Genomic DNA, 21,524 nt, shown 5'->3' on the forward strand with positions numbered 1-21,524 from the left:
CTTCAACGTTTAAGAAGGAGTAGCGATGAGGTATCTCGTAGAAGTTATTGAGGCTGCACCGTCGCCGCAAGGTCAGCTGGCTCAGCCGCAGTCAGTGCCGGCACCTGCACCGGCTACTCACCGCACTGTAAATGTGGTGGAAGCGGGTGCTGACCCGACCGGCGCAGCGGATTCGACTGCCGCAATTAACCAGGCTATCCGCCGTGTTCATGAGGCTGGCGGCGGCACCGTCCACCTGCCGGCAGGTAGTTATAAGGTGTCCGCGCCGTTCATTGAGCTGCTGGGCGGCGTTCACCTGCAGGGTGCTGGTCGCGAATCGACCATCATCTTTGCGGACACTGGCGCAGGGGCGGAGCAGAAGACGGCGATTATCCACGCGGGCACCTGGTTCACCCCGCGTGTTGGCAAGGACAATCTGCTGATGGGTGTCTCTGACCTCTGGATCAAGAGCTCGCATGCTCGTCCGTCGCATGTTTCGTCGGCGACCCCGCGCCCTGGTCAGGACGGCATGAACCCGAATATTGGCGGCATCCTCCTGCACACTGAGTTGGGGGATAACCCGCCGGAGCCCGACGGTACCCACCGCATCGAGAACGTCCTCATTTGGGACACCGCATTTGGTGTGGCTGTGCTGGGTCTGGACGACCAGGGATGCCAGCTGCGGAATGTCCGTGTCCGCCGCACTCTGGGCACCGGCGTCGTCATTGGCAAGTCACCGGAGCACATCACCTCTGTGACGGCTGGTCGCCGTGAAATTGGTGCAGCCGACAACATCCTCGACTGCGTGGACGTGTCAGGCGCGAATATTGCAGGCGGCACTAATGCCGGCTTCGAGATTTACGCGACCAATACCACTCTGATTGGTTGCAAGTCCTGGTACAACCGCCGCTCGATTCACGGGGCAGAGGGACGACCCGGCGGCATCTGGGACACCTCTAATATGCACCGCTTCACCGCCGCCGGCGCAGGCTTCTTCATCCGCGGCGGACGCAACATCCTCACCGCTTGTACTGCTCAGGAGAATGGTGGCCATGGCTTCGTGCTGGTTGGTCATTCCTCGCAGGTCACCGGATGCCGCAGCGCTTCCAGCTCCTGGCACGACTGCGTCAGCGGTGAAGCAAAGCCCGCAGAGGCGGCTGACTTCTTCGTTACGAACTGGGCTCACCACCTCATCCTGAGCTCGAATATCGCGCAGGCGGAGTACAAGGGTAAGACACCCCGATACGGCTTCGCCATCGAGAAGTGGGCACACGACATCAGCGGCACCTCAAACATGACCGTAGACATCCCCACCCCTCACCGCGCCACCGACATGGGCGTGGCTGTGAAGCTGGAAATCAACACCAACACCATTAATTAAGGAGACATTGTGCAGTACACCGACATCACCGAATACAACGCTACCTCGTTCACCGAGGCAAACCGCACCATCGCCGACATTGACACCATCGTCATCCATCATTGGGGTAATGATGGTCAGCGTTTCGAAGACGTGTGTAATTTCTTTGCCGGCGGCCCCGGCACCTCCGCACATTTTGTGGTGGAATCGGGTCGCTGCGCCCAGCTTGTGGAGTTCAAGGACATCGCCTGGCATGCAGGCAATTGGGCGGCAAACCAGCGCTCGATTGGTATCGAGTGCCGCCCCGAGATGAGCCCCGAAGACTTCGAGACCGTTGCCCAGCTCATCGCCGATATCGAAACCTACTACGGCCGCAGTTTCTACGTGCATGGGCATAAGGACTTCTTCAATACCGCCTGCCCGGGGCGCTGGTATGACCAGTTGGGCCGCCTCATTGACCGTGTGAACGCAATCAAGGAGGGTAAGGTTGAGCGCGGCATCGAGGGCGTCCCCGCGCCGCTGGACAAGGCTGAAGTTTCGGCTCTGCGTGCGTCGTGGGAGAAGCTGCAGAACGCGGTAGATGAGCTCGGTAAGGAGATTGACCATGCGTAAGATGTCCGCATCTCAGGCAGCGGCGTTTCGTAAGTCGCTGTATGCGTGGGCTCCTGTAATCTCTGGCTTGCTCACCACATTTGGTGTTGTTACCGAGCAACAGGCTGCAGCGGTAGCGGGTGCGATTATCTGTACTGTCACGACCGCGCTTGCGTACTTCAATACGGACCCGAGCCTGTACAGCGACAAGGCGCCTTCTTCAGAAGCTTCTTCAGAAGTCGAATAAGTGCGTCAAAGTGGGGAGTAAATGGGGACCAACCCCAACCTCCCCCTATTTCTGCCCCGGAATATCAAGGAAGTCAGGCTTTTTCATAAACAAGGCTTTCTAAAACTTGCGGGGTACCTAAGTACCTCTCTGGTTTAAGGGCAGAGACCCCCTGTGTTCCCCCTCCTCTAAGGGGAACGCAGGGGGTCTCTTTTATCTGCTTACCTGCTGTAATGAATAGCAACTCAAGGGGGAGTAAGAGGGGGGCAAGCTGCCTGCCATATATGCCCGAGCAATTACTGCTGTAGCCACCTGTTTCAATATCGTCAAACTTACGGAAGGTCTGCTGATTCTTGATGTTGAAAGCTCGAACTATCGAGGAATCTCGACAAAGAGAGTTTCTTCCTTCCCACTGACTTTGATTCGGAGCTCCAGACTCTTAACGGTTACATCATGAGGTAGAGAGAAATTAACTGGATTGCCGCGGTGCACCTCCGCAGGTAACTCAGGAATATCGCAGTAGCGGACAAAGAATTCCTGCAGATTCATTACCTCAAGAATCGTGACAGGGTGCCCAATGTTATTACGCAATCTGTAGCGTTCATGATCAGGGTGGTTCTTGTTTTCATGAACCAGCTCCAGGATAGGCCGGCGTAGGCTGGATGCAATATCTGACATCTGCGCGAGCAATTCCTCTGCCTGTCGGGCTCGTTCCTCTGCCTCCGCTTTCGCTTTCTTGGAACCAATGGATTGATACCACGCGATAAAGGCGCAGATAGCCGAAATGATAGCTGCAAGTGCCGACAGGCCAGCAAAGAAATTGGAAAATAATTGTGAGTCCATACTTATCATCCTAATCAATACGCCCCGCTATGACAGGAAACACTATAGCGGGCTAAAGACTATCCACAACCGCTCACAGGTGAAGTATTCACATCTGATGACTCGTGACTGAATTTTTCCGTACCCGAATTTTGGAGGGAGTCATGCCCGTATAGTGGGAAATATCGGCAGCGCTACACCCTCTCCTGCGTACTGTAAAAATAGCCCTGCACCTTTATCAGTACGGAGCTATCTATTAGGAGCCAGCGGGCCCTTTGCTGGTATGCCGTATGCCGGCATAATCAATTTCTTAGCCAGATTTACCTGGAATCTGAACGTAGATAGGTTCATCCCGACCTGCGACCTGAAGAACTAGATTTGATGGTAAGGGCTTCCTCGCCACAGCACCTAGACGGATGTCGAGTGATTCACCTGGGTTGAACTGCTGGTTGATATCATTGCACCGAACAAATTCATCCTGGTTTACAACTTTAAGCACGTTCAAAGACTGCTCGGTAATATTTTGTAGCTTATACCGCATGCCCTGGACATGAGTCAGCTGAAATTTAGAGCGCCATAGGTTAGCTGCAATCTTAGACTGCGATTCGGACTGGCTTTGCTGCTCCGAGACAATCTGTTGCATCTGCTCGAGTAACTTCTCAGCCTGATTGACCTTTTCTTGTGCAGCTTCTGCAGAGCGCTTAGCCGCATCACGCATATCTAGAGCTGCCTTATGCGCTTCGTCTGCCTTTGCCTTAGCTTCCTTAGAACCAATAGCCTGCCGCCTTGTATAAATAGCCGCAATGACGGTAGCGAGTGCTGATATGCCAGAGATAAGATTTGCTATAAATTGTGAGTCCATATCAGCCATCATAACCAGTTACATTCAACCAGGGCAGGACATAGGGCAACAGGTGAGAAACTAAACGCAACTGCTGGTGAGTGATGTGTTCGTCTCTGATGACTCGTTACTGAATTTTATGCCCAATCCTATGCAGGCGCCCGCCCGGTGACGAAACCGCTTGCGGGTCGCGTGGAAGCCCGTATAGTGGGAACTATCGGCGGTACCGCACACCGCCCGCGCCCTAGCAATAGTGCCGTATAGACGGCACCGGGGGAGTGAGCATCGCCGATACACACTACACAACCACCGACAGTTCACCGGCAACTTTCCATACACCCCCCCCATGTACCCGGTGAACCGACCACGAGCTAAGGACAACGATGAGCCAGCCGAACTTCCCGCCCGCCCGACTCTTTGACGCTTTCGCCAAGCCCGCCTCCACAGAACAGCCCGCGAAGAAGGGACTGCTCGGCAAGCTGCGCCTGAGCGAATCCTCCGAGGAGGACAACTACACGACCGTCATGCTGGTCGGTTTCAACTCCGCGAAGGAACCCCCGGGCAACGGTGAGGACGCCCTCGACGTGATTCACCGCGCGTTCGACCCGTGCGATGAGAGCCCCGGCTTCGACATGGACGACTTCTACGACTATGCTTCCGTCGCCCCGCAGCTGCAGAACAGCGACGACTCCGAATCCACGGTTCTGGTGTGGCCCAAGATGTTCTACAACATGGTCACCATCCCGGAGCGCCGCCTGCGCCTGCTCGTGGTGACCGGACCCGCTCCCAGCCTGTGCCTGCGGCGGTTCATGACCCGCTTCTTCAAGTACGTGAAGAAACTCCACGTGGACCACGCGATCTTCGTTGAGACCTTTGAGGATCAGGTGGCGCACACCCGCCCGTACCCGTACACGCTGACCACTTACGACGAGAAGCTGGCGGCTATCCCCGGTATTCTGCACGAGTACTTCACCGGTTCTACCTCGGTGACGATGGCGATGTCTGCGCTCGCCGCCGAGCACGGCCTGTCCTCCTCGGTCATGCTGCGCATGAGCATCCCGGGGTATTTGAGCTTTGATCAGCAGAACCCGCGCGCGGTTGTGAGCCTGATCGAGGCGCTGGAGGTCATCCTCGGCATTAAGGTCGAGTCGGAGGAGTACGACCGCCTGCGCGCCCACGCTGATGAGTGGGAGGCGGAGCTCGCCGAAGAAATGGCGAAGGACTACGAGAAGGTTGAGCTGGTGCGTGAGATTGAGCAGAAGATGGATTCGACTCTGCGCACTGTCTCCGGCGAGGTGATTGCCGAGGATATTGAGGGCTACCTGGATTCCCTCAGCGGCGCCTCCGAGGGCGTAAACCCTGCCGATGATGGTGCGGATTCCGCGGAGGATTCTTCGGAACGTTAGGTCCGTTCGCACATATGGCGCGGGTATGGGAAAATGATAGGTAACTATGCCCATACCCGCAGCCAGCATCTCGAAAGGATGATGTGATTGGCACCCATGTCGAAGAACCCGCCCGTTCCGGCGGCGACCGACCCCGCGATTATTCGCAACTTCTGCATTATCGCCCACATTGACCACGGTAAGTCCACCCTCGCAGACCGTATGCTGCAGGCCACCGGCGTGGTTGCCCCGCGCGATATGAAGGCGCAGTACCTGGACCGCATGGACATTGAGCGTGAACGCGGTATCACCATTAAGTCCCAGGCTGTGCGCATGCCCTGGGACGTTGACGGCACCTCCTACGCGCTGAATATGATTGACACCCCCGGCCACGTGGACTTCACCTATGAGGTGTCCCGCTCCCTGGCTGCGTGTGAGGGTGCGCTTCTGCTTGTGGACGCCGCTCAGGGTATTGAGGCTCAGACCCTGGCGAACCTGTACCTGGCGATGGAGAACGATCTGACCATCATCCCGGTGCTGAACAAGATTGACCTTCCCGCGGCTCAGCCCGATAAGTACGCTGAGGAGCTGGCGAACCTGATTGGTTGCGAGCCGGACGAGGTTCTGCGCGTATCGGGTAAGACCGGTGAGGGTGTTGAGGCTCTGCTGGACCGTATTGTGGAGGCGATTCCCGCCCCGCAGGGTGACGCATCCGCCCCGGCGCGTGCCATGATTTTTGACTCGGTGTACGACTCGTACCGCGGCGTGGTCACTTATGTGCGTGTTGTGGACGGTAGCCTGCAGCCGCGTCAGAAGATTAAGATGATGTCCACCGGCGCTGAGCATGACCTGCTTGAAATCGGCGTGATTTCCCCTGAGCCCGTCCCGTCGAAGGGCTTGGGCGTGGGCGAGGTGGGTTACCTCATTACCGGTGTGAAGGATGTCCGTCAGTCCCGTGTGGGTGATACCGTCACATCCGCCGCGAAGCCTGCGCAGGAGTCCCTGGGCGGTTACGAGGACCCCAAGCCGATGGTGTTCTCTGGCCTGTTCCCGATTGACGGTTCGGACTACCCGGCGCTGCGTGACGCGCTGGATAAGCTGAAGCTTAACGATGCCGCGCTGATCTACGAGCCGGAGACTTCTGCCGCGCTGGGCTTCGGTTTCCGCTGTGGCTTCCTGGGTCTGCTGCACCTGGAGATTGTGCGTGAGCGTCTGGAACGCGAGTTCAACCTGGACCTGATTTCGACCGCGCCGAACGTTATTTACGACGTGGTGGACGAGGCTGGCAACGCTAAGCGCGTGACCAATCCGAGCGAGTTCCCCGAGGGTAAGGTCGCGACGATTCGTGAGCCCATGGTGGCGTGTACGATTATTGCCCCGAGCGAGTACATTGGCGCGATTATGGAGCTGTGCCAGGCTCGCCGAGGCCAGATTGGCGGCATGGATTACCTGTCCGAGGATCGTGTGGAGATGCGTTACCGCCTGCCCCTGGCGGAGATTGTGTTCGACTTCTTCGATCAGTTGAAGTCCCGTACCCGCGGTTACGCGTCGCTGGACTGGAAGTTCGACGGTGAGGAAGAGGCCGACCTGGTGAAGGTCGACATCCTGCTGCAGGGTGAGAAGGTGGATGCGTTCAGCGCCATTACTCACCGCGATAAGGCGTACTCGTACGGCCTAATGATGACTTCTAAGCTGCGTGAGCTGATTCCTCGCCAGCAGTTTGAGGTACCGATTCAGGCGGCTATCGGTTCGCGTATTATTGCCCGCGAGAATATCCGCGCGATGCGTAAGGACGTTCTGTCCAAGTGTTACGGTGGCGATATTTCGCGTAAGCGTAAGCTGCTGGAGAAGCAGAAGGAAGGCAAGAAGCGCATGAAGATGGTCGGTCGTGTGGAGGTTCCGCAGGAAGCCTTCATTGCGGCACTGTCTTCGAGCGAGGAGAAGGAAAAGAAGAAGTAGCCTTTCGCCGCTTCGTAGCTTTTCCGGCTGTGTGCCGACCTGTTTGTGTGGAGAACCCGGCTGGTGCCCCGTGTACCGCCGGGTTCTCTGCACGCTGTCTGTTGATGCCGCCCGCGTAGCCGCATGTGCCCGCCATATTGTTGATTCACGACCCGTACACCTAGTCCCAGGAGGCAGAATGCCCGCCCAGCCCACCGGCGACCCCGCACCCCGCGACGGGCGCATCCCCGCCACCAGCGCGGCAGGATGCGAAAACCGCGACTTCAGCCTCTACGTACACATCCCCTTCTGCTCCGTACGATGCGGCTACTGCGACTTCAACACCTACGCCACCGAAGACTTCGGAGACGGCATCGGCCTCGGCACCTACGCCAACGACGCCATCGCAGAAATCCTCTTCGCCGCCCGCACCCTCGAAGCATCCGGCGTCGCAAAACGCCCCATGCACACCGTCTTCTTCGGAGGCGGCACCCCCACCAAACTGCCCGCCCGCGACCTCGTGCGCATCCTGCAGGCAGCCATCGACGTATTCGGCCTCGTCGAAGGTGCAGAAGTCACCACCGAAGCGAACCCCGACTCCGTGACCCGCGAAGACCTGCAGACCCTCAAGGACGGCGGCTTCACCCGCGTATCCTTCGGTATGCAGTCCGTCGTGCCCGAGGTGCTGCAGGTGCTTGACCGCACCCACACGCCCTCCAACGTGCCGAAGGTTGTTGCCTGGGCCAAGGAGGTCGGCCTGCAGGTGTCCGTGGACCTGATTTACGGTTCGCCGGGGGAGACCCTGCAGCAGTGGGAGCGCAGCGTTCGCGCCGCGATTTCCTACGAGCCCGACCATATTTCGGCGTACTCGCTCATCGTCGAAGACGGCACCAAGCTTGCCGCGCAGATTCGCCGCGGCGAATACACCATGCCCGATGAGGACCTCATGGCGGACATGTACCTGCTCGCCGAGGAACTGCTCACCGAAGCCGGCTACCAGTGGTACGAGGTGTCCAACTACTCGCGCAGCGAGGACACCCGCAGTGACCACAACCTCGCCTACTGGCGCAACCAGGACTGGTGGGGCATCGGCCCCGGCGCGCACTCGCACGTGAACGGTATCCGCTGGTGGAATGTGAAGCACCCGGTGCCGTACGCGCAGAAGGTGCGTGCGGGGGAGTCCCCGGCGGCGGCACGTGAGGTGCTGGACACCGCCACTCGTGCTTTTGAGACGATTATGCTCATGATCCGTGTGCGTGAGGGCTTGGCGATGCGCGAGCTGCTCGCCGTGCACGATGAGGCACAGCTGGGTGCCTCCCTGCGCTGGCTGGTTTCTCAAGCTCTGATTGAGCCTGATGCTTTGAATCCTCAAGCTGAACCTGACCCTGAAGCTCACGTGCGACTAACCCTCAAGGGTCGCCTGCTGGGCGATGCGGTCACCCGTGAGCTGCTCCCGGAGGTCTCGGAAGAGCACGAGGAGCACTAAGAAGCATTGGTCTGACAAGGGGCTTTTCAATCGGGGCGGCGTTCCGATTCTGGTCTGTCGCAGCTCCACTTGATGCTTTTCTCTGACGCTGCCTGCGAATGGCGTGCGCCCCGGTATTGCCGTAATATTTCGGTGATTTCGGGGCGTTTTTGCGGGTCTCAAAAAACTTTTAAAAAAATTTTTCGGGGCTATTTGGAGGGGATTTAGGGGAGCATCACACCTTACACCGGCGTGCTAATTGTTCGCATTTGTGCTGGACTAGCCGAAAGAATTTTCCACTCCTTCATACCGCTTTTAGAGTGCGTATTTTTCGAATACTTTCCTGAGAAAAAATTTTCCAAAACACCCAATTTCAAGTTGTGGTTGAAGGTTACGCTGTGCCATAATAGGTCATGGCAGGACGGTATATGTCTAACAGCGTGTTCTCGTCTTTGCTGAAGTTGAGTGAATACGGTTGTGGGCTCCTGGTAACAGGGGCCCACGATCGTTTAACAAAGATTATCTACAGCACCATTCGGTAGAGTTTGCAGCAATTCACGCGCACTGGGCAAAGAAGCCCCACTTAAACGTAGAACGCCCCGCACACAACGTGCGGGGCGTTCAAACGTAAAAGCTATCAGCGCGGTTCTGAGACAGCGCGGTTCTGAGACAGCGCGGTTTAGGACCGTCAGTTCTTAGGACTCTGCGGATTCTGCGTTCTCGGTGGAGTAGAAGCGGTCCAGCAGGCGCGGGTTAATGCGGTAGCTGTACGGCTCACCGCGGTTCACCTCAATACCGGCACGCAGCGACGCAATAGCCATGAACAGCCACACGAGCGCACCCAGAACCATGGCAATGTTGCCCATGCCGGGCAGGAACGACACAACCCACAGCGCCACCAGAGCGATGGAGGGCAGGAGGGTGAAGTTCATCGCCTCGCGAGCTTCCTGCTCAGCGAAGGGTGCGTTATTGCGGCTGACGTAGAAAACCGCAGCGGAAGGAATGATGCCGAGAATACCGCCGAAATGCGCGAGGGTTGCACGGTTGCGGTCCTGAATCACGCTGATCTTACGGGTTTTCTGAGGCCCGGTTGCCGGGCGAACATCGTTAGTCACGAAAATCCTGGTTCGATAGAAGTTTCTTGTGGCGATCACCTAAGCCGGTGGAAATACCCTCCGAAGAGGCAAATCGTTTGAGCGGTGGTGACCTAAGAGTGTAGTGATGTTGCGGCAAAACCCACAGGGGCAATGCCACACGCTCAACTATTGTACCGCTTTAGGGGACAAAACCCACAGGATAATGCCCTCGGGGGAAAGGTTCTGAGCAAATTCACACCTGCGCCCGCAGACGGGGGCGCAATAGCGGGTCTCGGGTGCGGTTAGGCGCCCGGCTCGGTGAGAAAATCGATGAGCGATTCGACCGGGCCGAGCAGTGTCGGATCCAGGTCAGCGTAGGAGTCAACGCGGGAGAGAATGTGCTTCCACGCCTGTGCCACATCCGCCTGCGTTTCGTGCGGCTGACCCAGACGACGCAGCGTGCCCTTCTTGAAGTCCTCACCGCGCGGCACCTGTGGCCACGCCTTCAAACCCAGCACCGAGGGCTTGACCGCCTGCCAAATATCGATGAACGGGTGGCCCACGATCTTCACGTGCCCGGCGGCACCCGGCACAGCCATCGCCTCGGCAACAATGTGCTGCTCTTTCGTGCCCTCAATCAGGTGGTCGACCAGAATACCCAGGCGGCGGCCCGGGCCCGGCGCGAACTCACGAATAGCACCGGCAAGATCATCCACGCCGTGCAGCGGCTCCACAACAATGCCCTCAACGCGCAGATCGTGGCCCCAGACCTTCTCGACCAGCTCGGCGTCGTGCAGACCCTCAACCCAGATGCGGGAGGCGCGCGCCACCTTAGCCGGGGCGTTCTTCACCGCAATAGAACCGGAACGAGAAATCGTGCGCTTCGGCTCCTTCGCCGCCACCGGGGCGACAATCTCAACGGGCTCACCCTCAATCAGGTAGCCCGGACCCAGCGGAAAATTCTTTACGCGGCCCTTCGCGTCTTCGAGCCCGAAGAACAGGGCACCGCCGATGCGTTCAGCCTTCACGACCTCACCCACCCAGCCGTTAATATCCTCAATCAGCAGGCCGCGGCGCAGCGGCACCTTACGCGGGGCCGGCGCCTGGCGGCTCATGCGGGCGGCGTTTAGATCCTGGGCACCCCAGCCGTAGGGGGAATGGTGGGTACTCAACGTATTCTCCTTCGGGGCAATCTTCGCAGGCGGTAGGGGCACAGATACGGTAGGACTACGGAGCCGATTTCAGGGGCACACGCGCCGCAGATTAAGCGGATAGCGGGAGCGGCCCCTTTCAGCCTAGCCATTGTATCGGCTCGCGTACACTATCCCATAGAATTGATACGACTGTGGTGGCGGCGCACTCATCGAGCGCCGTCACCATCTTGAGAGGAACAGGAACACAGACACATGAGCCACTACGAGACTCTCGGCGTATCGAACGACGCCAGCCCCGAAGAAATCAAGAAAGCCTACCGCAAGAAGGCGCGCCAGCTGCACCCGGACGTGAACCCCTCCGAGGATGCTGCCGAAGAGTTCAAGCGAGTCACCCTCGCCTACGAGGTGCTCTCCGACCCCGAAAAGCGCCGCAACTATGACACCACCGGCGACGAACAGGGCCGCGCAGGCTACCCCGGAGGCGGCGGCTACCCGGGCGGCGGATTCAGCGGCTTCGGCGGTTTTGAGGACCTGCTGAACATGTTCACCGGCGGCGCCGCGGGCGCACGCGGCCCCGCATCCCGCGTGCGTCAGGGCCAGGACGACCTGATTACCGTCTCCATCAGCCTGCAGGACGCCGTGTTCGGCGTCGAGAAGACCATCGAGCGCCGCTCCGCCGTGACCTGCAAGTCCTGCAACGGCGAAGGTACCGCCGAGGGCACCCAGCCCGAAACCTGCACCACCTGCGCCGGCCACGGCTACATGCAGCGCCGCGTACAGTCCATCCTCGGCACCGTCATGCAGCAGGTCGAATGTCCCGACTGCCACGGCTACGGCACCGTCATCAAAACCCCCTGCCCCGAATGTCACGGCCAGGGCCGCGTGCGCGAAGACGTGCCACTGACCTTCACGATTCCCGCCGGCGTGCACGACCAGGCACGCATCCGCCTGCGCGGCAAGGGCGAGGCCGGCCTGCACGGTGGCCCCAACGGCGACCTGTACGTCGACCTGAACGTCAAGCGCGATAAGTACTTCAGCCGCGAGGGCGACAACCTGGCCACCACCGTGAACATCCCCATGGCCGCGGCGGCACTGGGCACCGTCATTCCGCTGAAGACCTTCGACGGCGACCAGGAAGTCAGCATCCCCGCCGGCACCCAGAGCGGCGACACGATTACCCTCAACGGCCTGGGCGCGACCGTGCTCGGCACCGAACGCCGTGGCGACCTGCTCGTGCGCGTTCAGGTGACGACCCCGACCGACCTGACCGAGGAACAGCGCGAGCTGCTGCGCCAGTTCGCGGCCCTGCGCAACGAGCCGCTGAACGAAGGCTCGCAGGTCAAGCAGCGCGGTGGCTTGTTCTCCCGCCTGAAGGACCAGTTCAAGTAAATCTCTGTAGCGGATGCGGTACCCGCCGGGCCTTTCCGGTGGGCGCCGCATCCGCCGTGTTTATGCGGGGACGACCCCGAGACGGCGACCGCGCCTCGTAGCCGTGTTGAACCGCACCTCCCGCACGAAGCACCGCCCATAAGAACCCAAGGAGCACTATGAGCGCCCCCATCTTCTACATCAGCGCCGAAGAGTACGAGACCCTCACCCCCGGCGCATCCTTCGAGCTGGACGGCCCCGAGGGCAAGCACGCCCTCGTCAAGCGCATGGAAGTGGGGGAGAGCATCGACCTGGGTGACGGCACCGGCCGCCGAGCCGTGGGCACCGTGCACTCCCTGACCGACCGCGGTGTCATCGTGCGCGTGGAGCAGCTCCGCGAGGAACACACCAGCCCGCGCATCTACCTGGTGCAGGCGCTCGCGAAGGACGGTCGCGACCTGCTCGCCATTGAGACGGCGACCGAGCTGGGCGTGTACGGTGTGCTGCCGTGGAGCGCGGACCGTTCGATTGTGCGCTGGAAGGGAGAACGCGCCGCCAAGGCGCACACCAAGTGGCAGAACACCGTCACCGCCGCGGCGAAGCAGTCCCGCCGCGCGCTCATTCCCGAGGTGTACGACCTGTACAGCACCACCGACCTGGTGGAGCTCATCGAGGAGGTCACCGGGCAGGGTTCTGCTGTGTTCATCCTGCACGAACAGGCCACCGAACGCCTGAGCACTCAGGCCGCCAAGCTTGCGGGCGGGGAGAACCTGCCCGAAGAAATCTACCTGCTCGTCGGCCCCGAGGGCGGCATCAGCGACCGCGAGGTGCAGCTCTTCACCGAGGCCGGCGCACACCTGGCGCTGCTGGGCGACGAGGTGTTGCGTTCTTCCACCGCCGGGTCCGCCGCCATGTGCACCCTGAACGTGGTGCTGGACCGCTGGTAGAGCGCCGCCGCTAAACCCGGCCGGGGCGTGACGCATCACGCACATCTATACTTGTAAATACATCACTAGCCAAGGAGCCCATATGACTACCTCCCGACCTCTCTCGACCGCGCGCACCGTATCCTTCAAGAGCGCCGCAGAGATGATTGCGGTGCTCGGCCCGCAGGACGCGCATCTGGCAATTATCGAGGACTACTTCGAGCAGATTAGCCTGCGCCCCAAGGACCTGGACGTGCTCATCACCGGCCCCTCCGAGGCCGTCAACACCGCCGCAAAGCTGCTGAACGAGCTGCGCGTGCTCTCCAGCCACGACACGCAGATTACCGTTCAGGTGATCCACCGCCTCATGGGCATGCTCGGTGACGAACTGAGCAACCCGGCGCACTCGCTGTCTACGAGCATCCTCTCCACCCGCGGCACCACGATTCGCCCCAAGACCATTAACCAGAAGAAGTACGTGGACGCTATCGACGCGAACACCGTGATCTTCGGTATCGGCCCGGCGGGTACCGGTAAGACCTACCTCGCCATGGCGAAGGCTGTGCAGGCGCTGCAGAGCCACGAGGTGAACCGCATTATCCTCACCCGCCCCGCCGTGGAGGCTGGCGAGCGTCTGGGCTTCCTGCCCGGCACCCTCAACGAGAAGATTGACCCGTACCTGCGCCCGCTCTACGACGCACTGCACGACATGCTCGAGCCCGAAACCATCCCCAAGCTCATGGAGGCGGGCACCATCGAGGTCGCACCGCTGGCGTACATGCGTGGCCGCACCCTCAACGACGCGTTTATCATCCTAGACGAGGCGCAGAACACCACCGCCGAACAGATGAAGATGTTCCTGACCCGCCTGGGCTTCGGCTCGAAAATGGTCATTACCGGTGACATCACCCAGATTGACTTGCCCGGTGGTGCCGCGTCCGGTCTGAAGCAGGTGCGCAACATTCTGCAGGGCGTGGAGGATATTCACTTCAGCATCCTGGAATCCTCCGACGTGGTGCGTCACACCCTGGTCTCGAATATTGTGTCCGCCTACAACCAGTGGGGTGAGGATCAGAAGGCTATGGAACGTAAGCGCAACCGCAAGGTCAAGCGCGCTACCATCGAGGCTGCGGCCGAGAAGCTTCTGGACCGCGCAGGCATCAACGGCGGCTCCGAAAAGAACGTTGAGAAGAACACCGAGAACGCACAGAGCGCGCAGGAAGGACGCTAAACGGTGGCAGAGATCGAATTCGACTGTGAAGAACCCGCAACCGGTGCCGACCCGGCAACCGACGCCTTCATCCGCGAATCTTTCGAAGCGGTAGATACCGAGGTGCTCACCCGCCTCGTCGAGCACGCCTTCAAGCGTATGCACCTTGCCGATGACACCTACCTGTCCATCGCCATCGTGAACGAAGACGAAATGGAACGCGTGCACATCGAATGGATGGACCTGCCCGGCGCAACCGACGTGATGAGCTTCCCCATGGACGAGCTGGAACCGGGAACCCCCGAAAACCCCTCCAGCGGCATGCTCGGTGACATTATCCTCTGCCCGCCCGTCGCCGCACGTCAGGGCGCAGATGCAGGTCACAGTACCCTCGATGAGCTGTGCCTGCTCACCACCCACGGCATTCTGCACTGCCTCGGCTACGACCACGGCACCGCCGAAGAGGAAGCTGAAATGTTCGGCATTCAGCGTTCCATCCTTGAAGAGTTCCTGGGCCGCCCGGCACCGGTCGAAACCCGACACTAGGGGAGCGGCGTGGACATTCTACTCACAGCCCTCCTCGCCGTTCTCGCGCTCTGCCTGACCGTGGTCGCGGCAATCGCCGAAACCGCGTTCACCTACCTGCCGCACAACGAGGCTGAGGAAGCGGTGGAGGCACACCCGGACACCCTCGGCGCCCGCGTCCTGCAGCGCACCCTCGACGGTGACTCCGAAGCGTACACGCACCCGCTGCGCCTGACCCGCCTCATTGCCGCCGCCGCCGCGGTGCTCGCCACCATGACCTGCCTGCTGAACCTGGTCGAGGTGCACGCGCTCGCCGTCGTGCTGACCCTCGTGATTGTTGCGCTGGTGGGCTACCCGATTCTGCATGTGCTGGCGCGTGCTCTGGGACGTAACCGTCCGGTCGCGTCGATTCGTGTGCTGGCTCGCCCGGTGCACTACCTGTCGGTTCTGCTGAGCCCGGCGACCGGTCTGCTCGATAAGCTCAGTGTGCGCCTGGCGCCGGAACGTTCGGCTGAGGCCCCGGTGGGCGTGTTCGATGAGGAGGAGCTGCGCGAGTTCCTGGACCGCGCCTCCGACGCTGAAACCATTGAAGATGACGAGGCGCAGATGGTGCAGTCCGTCTTTGAGATGGACGATACCCGCATCCGTTCGCTCATGGTTCCGCGTACCGACATGCTCACCGTCAGCCGTGACACCCCTCTGCGTGAGGCGCTGAGCCTGTTCCTGCGTTCGGGTTATTCGCGTATGCCGGTGATTGGTGATTCGAGCGATGAGATTCTGGGCGTGCTCTACCTGAAGGACGCGATGCGCGCCTTTATCCTGCATTCGGAGTCTCCGGAGGGTACCGCCCTGCCGACCGTGATTGAGCTGATGCGCCCGGCTCGTTTTGAGCCCGAGTCGAAGCGCGCCATGGACCTGCTGCGTGAGATGCAGCGTGAGTCCACGCACGTGGCGATCATTGTTGATGAGTACGGCGGCACCGCCGGTCTGATCACGCTTGAGGATCTGATTGAGGAGCTGGTCGGCGACATCTCTGACGAGTACGACCACGAACGTCCCGAGTACACGCTGAATGATGACGGCACGTTCCGTCTGTCTGCCCGCCTGGGTATTGATGAGCTGGGCGAGATTTTCGGTCGTGAACTCGAGGATGAAGATGTTGATACGGTGGGCGGTCTGCTCGCTAAGCATCTGGGCATGGTGCCGATTGTCGGTTCTGAGATTGAGATTGACGGCATTCATATTCGTGCGATTGGTTCGTCGGGCCGCCGCCACCAGGTGGATATGTTGCAGGCGTGGTATGAGCCGCCTCATGATGAGCAGCAGAACGCTGAAGGTTCCGCGGCATCTTCCTCGGAGCCTAATTCCGCGGAGGCCGCTGACATCTTCACCGTGGATACGGAGCCTCCCGCTGTGGCTGAGCCGCACGCGCATCCGGATCTTCCGGGAGATGCTACAGAGGCTGAACCGGCAACCGATCAGCACGGCAACCGCTAGATATCGAACATAGACGCCGCATTTTCCCTAACACACTTTGAGTCGGCCGCCCCGCCCCGGAAGGCGCAGGCAGATGAAGCTGGCACCCCATACACCCCGCACGGGATTTGATAAGGAGAAACACAATGGACCAGGAGTACACCCCGCTCGATTTGAGCACTCTGGACTTGAGCACCCCGCTGCCGACCTACCCGGCGGATTTCCGTTCGGGTTTCGCGTCGCTGGTGGGCCGCCCGAATGCGGGTAAGTCTACTCTGACGAACGCTATGGTCGGTCAGAAGGTGGCTATTACCTCGAACCGTCCGCAGACGACCCGCCACACGATCCGCGGTATTGTGCACAAGGACGAGTACCAGCTGATTCTGGTGGACACCCCCGGTATTCACCGCCCCCGCACTCTGCTGGGTGAGCGTCTGAACGACCTGGTGGCGAGTACTCTTTCGCAGGTGGATGTGCTGGGCTTCTGCATTCCGGCGAATGAGAAGATCGGTCCGGGTGACCGTTACATTGCGTCGCAGCTGGTGGCGTCGAGCAATAAGCCGGTGGTTGCTATTGTGACGAAGGCTGACACTGTGAGCTCTGAGGAGCTGCGTGAGCAGCTGCTGGCTGTTGAGGCGCTCGGCGAGGAGGTCATGAGCGCTGAGCGTGCGGCTCGTGCTAAGCGTGCCGCACATCGTGCGAAGCAGAAGGGTAAGGGCCCCAAGGGTAAGGGCGGCAAGAATGATGCTGTGCCTTTCGCGAAGGGTTCGGGTCCTGCGGCTAAGCGCCGTGCCGGTGAGGTTGCTGAGCCGATGCCGGTTGACGGTAAGGGCGGCTGGGCTGCGATTATCCCGGTGTCTGCTGTGAAGCATTTCCAGGTGGATGCGGTTGCTGACCTGCTGGCGCAGTACACTCCGCTGTCGCCGCCGCTGTACCCGGAGGGTGAGCTGACCGATGAGCCCGAGGCAACCCTCATTGCGGAGCTGGTGCGTGAGGCTGCCCTGGAGGGTGCGCGCGAGGAGCTGCCCCACTCGATTGCTGTGACGGTTGAGGAGATGGAGTTCCGTGAGGGCCGCCCGGCGGATAACCCGCTGCTGGATGTACACGTGAACCTGTTTGTGGAGCGTGAGTCGCAGAAGTACATCATTATCGGTAAGGGCGGCTCGAATCTGCGCAAGATTGGTACGAAGGCTCGTGAGCAGATTGAGGCGATGCTCGGTACCCGCATTTATTTGAATATTCATGTGAAGGTTGCGAAGGAATGGCAGTCTGACGCGCGTGCGTTGAACCGCCTGGGATTCTAGTAGGCATCCTTAGTTTTCACCCGGTGGCTTGCAGAAATATGTGCATGCCTCCGGGTGAAACTTTTCACTCTCATTCGGCGCTCATAGGGAAGAGTGTTACTCTGAGAAAGCACTTGCTCACCGGCAGAAAGAGAAAAGGTATGCCCCAGGCACCTCGTTTACGAAGCACCGGTCGTCATATGCGCACGACGGTGATGACTTCAAACCGCAATAAGTGGATTGCTCTGCTTACTGCTTGCATGCTCGTCATTGTTGTTGGCTTTGGTGGCGTGTTGGCTCTGCGTATGCGCAATAATCTGCATACTCAGGAGCTGAACATCAGCAATTACAAGGACGGCCTGGAGAACGGCGCCTTGGACATTCTCGTGATTGGATCCGATACCCGTAAGGGTAATAACGGCGCGTACGGTGATGAGGATGACCGCAATTCTGAGGCTCGCGCGGACGTGATGATGCTGCTGCAGATCAGCAAGGACCGTAAGAATGTGAGCGTGCTGTCGTTCCCGCGTGACTTGATGGTTGATGTGCCGCAGTGTACTGATCCTGAGAGCGGTACCGTGTACCCGGCTGAGGAGAACGTTCAGATTAACGAGTCTCTGTCTCGCGGTGGTGCCGGTTGTACTGTGGCGACCATTAGCAAGCTGACCGGTGTGAATATTGACCACTTCATGTTGGTGGACTTTAACGCTGTGAAGGAGCTGTCGAAGGTTGTTGGCGGCGTTCAGGTGTGTGTGGACGCTCCGATTGATGACGAGTACAGTGGCCTGAAGCTTCCTGCCGGTACTTCTTCGGTTGAGGGTGAGCAGGCTCTTGCGTTCTTGCGTAGCCGCCACGGCTTCTCGGATGGTTCCGATATTGGTCGTATTCAGGCTCAGCAGGGCTTCATGTCTTCGCTGCTGCGTAAGGTGAAGAGCGAGGGTACTCTGTCGAATCCGGGCCGTCTGATTAACATTGCTGAGGCGATTACTCAGAACGTGACGGTGGATAAGAATCTGGGTAATATCAGCACTCTGGTGGGTGTTGGTGCGACTCTTGGTGGCGTGGACCTGTCGAACGTTGTGTTTGCGACGGTGCCGACTGAGCCGTGGAGCCAGGATGCGAACCGCCTGCAGGTTTCTGCGGATGCTGCGAACGTGTTCCAGCGTCTGCGTGACGATAAGTCGCTGAAGGAGGAGAAGGCTCCGGAGGCGCCGGCTACTTCTGCCGCTCCGGTTCAGCTGGACCGTACGGTTCCGGTGAGCGTGTACAACGCGACCGGTCTGGATGGCCGCTCGGCTACGATTGCTTCGGTGGTTGAGGGCCTGGGCTACACGAATGTTACTCCGGGTACTTCGGCTAACCCGACGAACTTCACCACGGTCTTCTACTCGACCGGTTACGAGGCGGAGGCGAAGGAAATCGCCGCAAAGCTGAACGTGACCCGAGTGGTGGCGACCGAAGAGGTTCAGGGCGTGTCGGTGACTATCGGTACTGACTTCCCGTCCGGTGAGGCGATGGAGAAGCAGGAGGCTGCGATTGCGGGTAACGCAACCGGTCAGACTGCTGATCAGAACAAGTGCCAGACTGCTTTCGCCTACTAGGTTCTAGCTAGGGCATAGCGCAGATGCGTGAATTTTGAGTGAGGGGCGTAGCGCCAGAAATGGTGGCTGCGCCCCTTTACCGTTAATTCTTTCCAGATGATGGACGGCTTCCCGGGTGCCCTGCCGCCGCCTCCGAGCGCTGTGATAGCGTGGAGGTATGACTATTCACGGTGAGAGCATGCGCGGGGTTACCCGCCAGGCAGTGAACCTGCTGCTTATTCGCCGGAACGGGGCACGCTAGAATCTGCCGCAACCGTTCCGGCTTTTTGACGCGGCATCTCACCTTTGCATCCTTTCTGATGCACCGCCTTGACCACGGCTGCCGGGGACCGATACCCGGCACGGTACGAGCCCCACAATTGGGGTAGAGCGAGACGGACCAACCAACAGGAAATTCATCATGAAAAACCACCAGAAGCCCAGCCCCATGCCGGTACACAAGTACCGCCCTTTCCACGAGCAGATTGTCGTTGACCTGCCGGACCGCACCTGGCCGGATAAGGTCATTGAGAAGGCTCCGCGCTGGTGCGCAGTGGATCTGCGTGACGGCAACCAGGCGCTGATTGATCCCATGGACACCGACCGTAAGCTTGCGATGTTCAAGCTGCTGGTGAAGATGGGTTACAAGGAAATTGAGGTTGGTTTCCCTTCGGCGTCGCAGACTGACTTTGATTTTGTGCGCACTCTCGTTGAGGATGGCCACATTCCTTCGGACGTGACCATTCAGGTTCTGGTGCAGGCGCGTGAGCACCTGATTGCCCGCACTTTTGAGGCGATTGAGGGTGCACCGCAGGCGATTGTGCACTTCTACAACTCGACCTCTGTGCTGCAGCGTCGCGTGGTGTTCAACCAGGATCAGGAGGGCGTGCTGGATATCGCCCTGCAGGGTGCGCGCCTGTGCCGCAAGTACGAAGAGCAGATGATCTCTGACACTAAGGTCATCTACGAGTACTCGCCCGAGTCTTTCACCGGCACTGAGCTGGAGTACGCGGCTCGCGTGGTGAACGCTGTAGCTGAGGAGCTGGAGGTTGGTCAGAACGGCCGCGAGCTGATTGTGAACCTGCCCGCTACCGTTGAGATGGCTACCCCGAACGTGTACGCCGACTCTGTCGAGTGGATGCACCGCAACCTGAACCACCGCGAGCACATTGTGCTGTCGCTGCACCCGCATAATGACCGCGGTACCGGCGTGGCTGCTGCTGAGCTGGGTTACCTGGCGGGTGCTGACCGTATTGAGGGTTGCCTCTTCGGTAATGGCGAGCGCACCGGTAACGTTGACCTGGTGACTTTGGGTCTGAACATGTACACCCAGGGTATTGATCCGCAGATTGATTTCTCTGATATTGACGGTATCCGTAAGACTGTTGAATACTGCAACCAGCTGAAGGTGCACGAGCGTTCGCCGTATGGTGGCGATCTGGTGTTCACCGCGTTCTCTGGTTCTCACCAGGACGCTATTAAGAAGGGCTTTGAGGCTCTGGAGCGTACCGCTGCTGAGGCGGGTAAGACCGTGGATGAGGTTTACTGGGAGGTTCCGTACCTGCCGATTGACCCTCGCGACCTGGGTCGTACCTATGAGGCGATTATTCGTGTGAACTCGCAGTCCGGTAAGGGCGGCATGGCGTACCTGCTGAAGCAGGATCACGGTCTGGATCTGCCGCGTCGTGCTCAGGTTGAGTTCTCGAAGATTGTTCAGGCTCGTACTGACGCTGAGGGCGGCGAGATGACCAGCGAGAAGCTGTGGAACATCTTCGCGGATGAGTATCTGCCGGCTCCGGATCCGCAGAACCGTTGGGGTAAGTACCGTATTGAGTCGATTAACATTGATTCGGCTGATACTGGTGCGACTACTCTGCGTGTTGGTCTGAACATTGATGGTCACACGTACACTCGTTCGGCTTCGGGTACCGGTCCGGTGGATGCTCTGCAGAACATCCTGTCGGGCGAGGGCGTGGATATTCGCGTGATGGATTATTCGGAGCACACCATGTCGTCTTCGTCGACTGCTAATGCTGCGTGCTACGTTGAGGCTGCTGTTGGTTCTCGCGTGCTGTGGGGTATTGGTGTGGACAGCTCGACGACTCGTGCGGCTTTGAAGGCGATGATTTCGGCCGTGAACCGTGCGCTGCGTGATGAGCGTCAGGCGTAGGCGATAGCCGTACATATTTCGCGCAGGTTTGCGGGTGACTGCTGGCGGGTGACCGTTAGCCGTGCATGATGTGGGGGCGGGATGCATACTGGGAGTATGTATCCCGCCCTTACGCGTTTAATGTGCGCAGGTGTTGTGTGCATCAACGT

At 59.6% G+C, this 21,524-nt stretch carries 18 protein-coding genes; 14 read left to right on the forward strand and 4 right to left on the reverse strand.

Annotated elements, in window-relative coordinates:
• Positions 1 to 25 precede the first annotated feature (25 nt).
• From HMPREF2999_RS07445 to HMPREF2999_RS07455, 3 genes are read left to right on the forward strand one after another with little or no spacing between them, the layout of a single operon-like run.
• Positions 26 to 1,360, forward strand: a complete 1,335-nt coding sequence (locus tag HMPREF2999_RS07445) for a right-handed parallel beta-helix repeat-containing protein (protein ID WP_070676400.1) — start codon at positions 26 to 28, stop codon at positions 1,358 to 1,360.
• A gap of 9 nt (positions 1,361 to 1,369) precedes the next feature.
• Positions 1,370 to 1,951, forward strand: coding sequence for a peptidoglycan recognition protein family protein (locus HMPREF2999_RS07450; RefSeq protein ID WP_070676398.1), 582 nt, complete (start codon positions 1,370 to 1,372; stop codon positions 1,949 to 1,951).
• Positions 1,944 to 2,177: a phage holin gene (locus HMPREF2999_RS07455; RefSeq protein WP_070676396.1), complete on the forward strand. Its 234-nt coding sequence runs from the start codon at positions 1,944 to 1,946 to the stop codon at positions 2,175 to 2,177. Before HMPREF2999_RS07450 ends, HMPREF2999_RS07455 begins: the two co-directional genes overlap by 8 nt.
• Before the next feature lie 351 nt (positions 2,178 to 2,528).
• Here HMPREF2999_RS07455 and HMPREF2999_RS07460 read toward each other — a convergent pair whose 3' ends face one another.
• Positions 2,529 to 2,999, reverse strand: coding sequence for a hypothetical protein (locus tag HMPREF2999_RS07460; RefSeq protein ID WP_070676394.1), 471 nt, complete (start codon positions 2,997 to 2,999; stop codon positions 2,529 to 2,531).
• Between the two features lie 289 nt (positions 3,000 to 3,288).
• The gene (locus HMPREF2999_RS07465) at positions 3,289 to 3,852 is read right to left on the reverse strand and encodes a hypothetical protein (protein ID WP_070676391.1); all 564 of its coding nucleotides are present in this window, start codon (positions 3,850 to 3,852) and stop codon (positions 3,289 to 3,291) included.
• A 350-nt stretch (positions 3,853 to 4,202) separates the two neighbouring features.
• Between HMPREF2999_RS07465 and HMPREF2999_RS07470 the strand changes: the two genes are divergently transcribed.
• The 3 genes from HMPREF2999_RS07470 (at position 4,203) to hemW (ending at position 8,628) form a co-directional block, all read left to right on the forward strand.
• Entirely contained in the window at positions 4,203 to 5,225 is a 1,023-nt protein-coding gene (locus HMPREF2999_RS07470) for a PAC2 family protein (protein ID WP_070676389.1), read from the forward strand.
• A 96-nt stretch (positions 5,226 to 5,321) separates the two neighbouring features.
• Complete coding sequence (gene lepA, locus HMPREF2999_RS07475; RefSeq protein ID WP_371260001.1) at positions 5,322 to 7,163, forward strand: translation elongation factor 4; 1,842 nt, start codon at positions 5,322 to 5,324, stop codon at positions 7,161 to 7,163.
• Between the two features lie 178 nt (positions 7,164 to 7,341).
• Positions 7,342 to 8,628, forward strand: coding sequence for a radical SAM family heme chaperone HemW (gene hemW / locus HMPREF2999_RS07480; RefSeq protein ID WP_070676387.1), 1,287 nt, complete (start codon positions 7,342 to 7,344; stop codon positions 8,626 to 8,628).
• A gap of 674 nt (positions 8,629 to 9,302) precedes the next feature.
• On the opposite strand, the gene HMPREF2999_RS07485 is transcribed toward hemW, so the two are convergent.
• Together HMPREF2999_RS07485 and HMPREF2999_RS07490 are read right to left on the reverse strand one after the other, a co-directional pair.
• Positions 9,303 to 9,722, reverse strand: a complete 420-nt coding sequence (locus HMPREF2999_RS07485) for a DUF4870 domain-containing protein (RefSeq protein WP_044150421.1) — start codon at positions 9,720 to 9,722, stop codon at positions 9,303 to 9,305.
• Between the two features lie 263 nt (positions 9,723 to 9,985).
• Positions 9,986 to 10,855, reverse strand: a complete 870-nt coding sequence (locus tag HMPREF2999_RS07490; protein WP_070676385.1) for a DUF3097 domain-containing protein — start codon at positions 10,853 to 10,855, stop codon at positions 9,986 to 9,988.
• Positions 10,856 to 11,089: 234 nt separating this feature from the next.
• Between HMPREF2999_RS07490 and dnaJ the strand changes: the two genes are divergently transcribed.
• The 8 genes from dnaJ (at position 11,090) to leuA (ending at position 21,375) form a co-directional block, all read left to right on the forward strand.
• Complete coding sequence (gene dnaJ / locus HMPREF2999_RS07495; RefSeq protein ID WP_049346212.1) at positions 11,090 to 12,226, forward strand: molecular chaperone DnaJ; 1,137 nt, start codon at positions 11,090 to 11,092, stop codon at positions 12,224 to 12,226.
• 158 nt (positions 12,227 to 12,384) lie between these two features.
• Positions 12,385 to 13,152, forward strand: coding sequence for a 16S rRNA (uracil(1498)-N(3))-methyltransferase (locus HMPREF2999_RS07500; protein ID WP_070676384.1), 768 nt, complete (start codon positions 12,385 to 12,387; stop codon positions 13,150 to 13,152).
• An 82-nt stretch (positions 13,153 to 13,234) separates the two neighbouring features.
• On the forward strand, positions 13,235 to 14,362 hold the full coding sequence (locus tag HMPREF2999_RS07505) for a PhoH family protein (RefSeq protein ID WP_070676382.1): 1,128 nt from the start codon (positions 13,235 to 13,237) through the stop codon (positions 14,360 to 14,362).
• Between the two features lie 3 nt (positions 14,363 to 14,365).
• Entirely contained in the window at positions 14,366 to 14,887 is a 522-nt protein-coding gene (gene ybeY, locus HMPREF2999_RS07510) for an rRNA maturation RNase YbeY (protein WP_005505992.1), read from the forward strand.
• 9 nt (positions 14,888 to 14,896) lie between these two features.
• Positions 14,897 to 16,363: a hemolysin family protein gene (locus HMPREF2999_RS07515; RefSeq protein WP_070676380.1), complete on the forward strand. Its 1,467-nt coding sequence runs from the start codon at positions 14,897 to 14,899 to the stop codon at positions 16,361 to 16,363.
• A 125-nt stretch (positions 16,364 to 16,488) separates the two neighbouring features.
• Positions 16,489 to 17,646 (forward strand): GTPase Era, encoded by a 1,158-nt coding sequence (locus HMPREF2999_RS07520; protein ID WP_193389055.1) that lies wholly within the window; start codon positions 16,489 to 16,491, stop codon positions 17,644 to 17,646.
• A gap of 140 nt (positions 17,647 to 17,786) precedes the next feature.
• A complete protein-coding gene (locus HMPREF2999_RS07525; RefSeq protein WP_070676379.1) occupies positions 17,787 to 19,226 on the forward strand; it encodes an LCP family protein in 1,440 nt (479 codons plus the stop codon).
• A gap of 400 nt (positions 19,227 to 19,626) precedes the next feature.
• Positions 19,627 to 21,375, forward strand: coding sequence for a 2-isopropylmalate synthase (gene leuA / locus HMPREF2999_RS07530; RefSeq protein WP_049337604.1), 1,749 nt, complete (start codon positions 19,627 to 19,629; stop codon positions 21,373 to 21,375).
• The last annotated feature ends 149 nt before the right edge of the window (positions 21,376 to 21,524 follow it).

Source organism: Rothia sp. HMSC066H02 (assembly GCF_001814995.1).
GTDB classification, from domain to species: domain Bacteria; phylum Actinomycetota; class Actinomycetes; order Actinomycetales; family Micrococcaceae; genus Rothia; species Rothia mucilaginosa.

Excerpts from the sequence above, each read along its gene's own strand:
- HMPREF2999_RS07455 (WP_070676396.1), top strand. The coding sequence starts at position 1,944 with ATGCGTAAGATGTCCGCATCTCAGGCAGCGGCGTTTCGTAAGTCGCTG.
- HMPREF2999_RS07520 (WP_193389055.1), top strand. The coding sequence starts at position 16,489 with ATGGACCAGGAGTACACCCCGCTCGATTTGAGCACTCTGGACTTGAGC.
- dnaJ (WP_049346212.1), top strand. The coding sequence starts at position 11,090 with ATGAGCCACTACGAGACTCTCGGCGTATCGAACGACGCCAGCCCCGAA.
- HMPREF2999_RS07445 (WP_070676400.1), top strand. The coding sequence starts at position 26 with ATGAGGTATCTCGTAGAAGTTATTGAGGCTGCACCGTCGCCGCAAGGT.
- lepA (WP_371260001.1), top strand. The coding sequence starts at position 5,322 with ATGTCGAAGAACCCGCCCGTTCCGGCGGCGACCGACCCCGCGATTATT.
- HMPREF2999_RS07460 (WP_070676394.1), bottom strand. The coding sequence starts at position 2,999 with ATGGACTCACAATTATTTTCCAATTTCTTTGCTGGCCTGTCGGCACTT.
- HMPREF2999_RS07505 (WP_070676382.1), top strand. The coding sequence starts at position 13,235 with ATGACTACCTCCCGACCTCTCTCGACCGCGCGCACCGTATCCTTCAAG.
- HMPREF2999_RS07470 (WP_070676389.1), top strand. The coding sequence starts at position 4,203 with ATGAGCCAGCCGAACTTCCCGCCCGCCCGACTCTTTGACGCTTTCGCC.
- leuA (WP_049337604.1), top strand. The coding sequence starts at position 19,627 with ATGAAAAACCACCAGAAGCCCAGCCCCATGCCGGTACACAAGTACCGC.
- hemW (WP_070676387.1), top strand. The coding sequence starts at position 7,342 with ATGCCCGCCCAGCCCACCGGCGACCCCGCACCCCGCGACGGGCGCATC.
- HMPREF2999_RS07500 (WP_070676384.1), top strand. The coding sequence starts at position 12,385 with ATGAGCGCCCCCATCTTCTACATCAGCGCCGAAGAGTACGAGACCCTC.
- HMPREF2999_RS07525 (WP_070676379.1), top strand. The coding sequence starts at position 17,787 with ATGCCCCAGGCACCTCGTTTACGAAGCACCGGTCGTCATATGCGCACG.
- HMPREF2999_RS07465 (WP_070676391.1), bottom strand. The coding sequence starts at position 3,852 with ATGATGGCTGATATGGACTCACAATTTATAGCAAATCTTATCTCTGGC.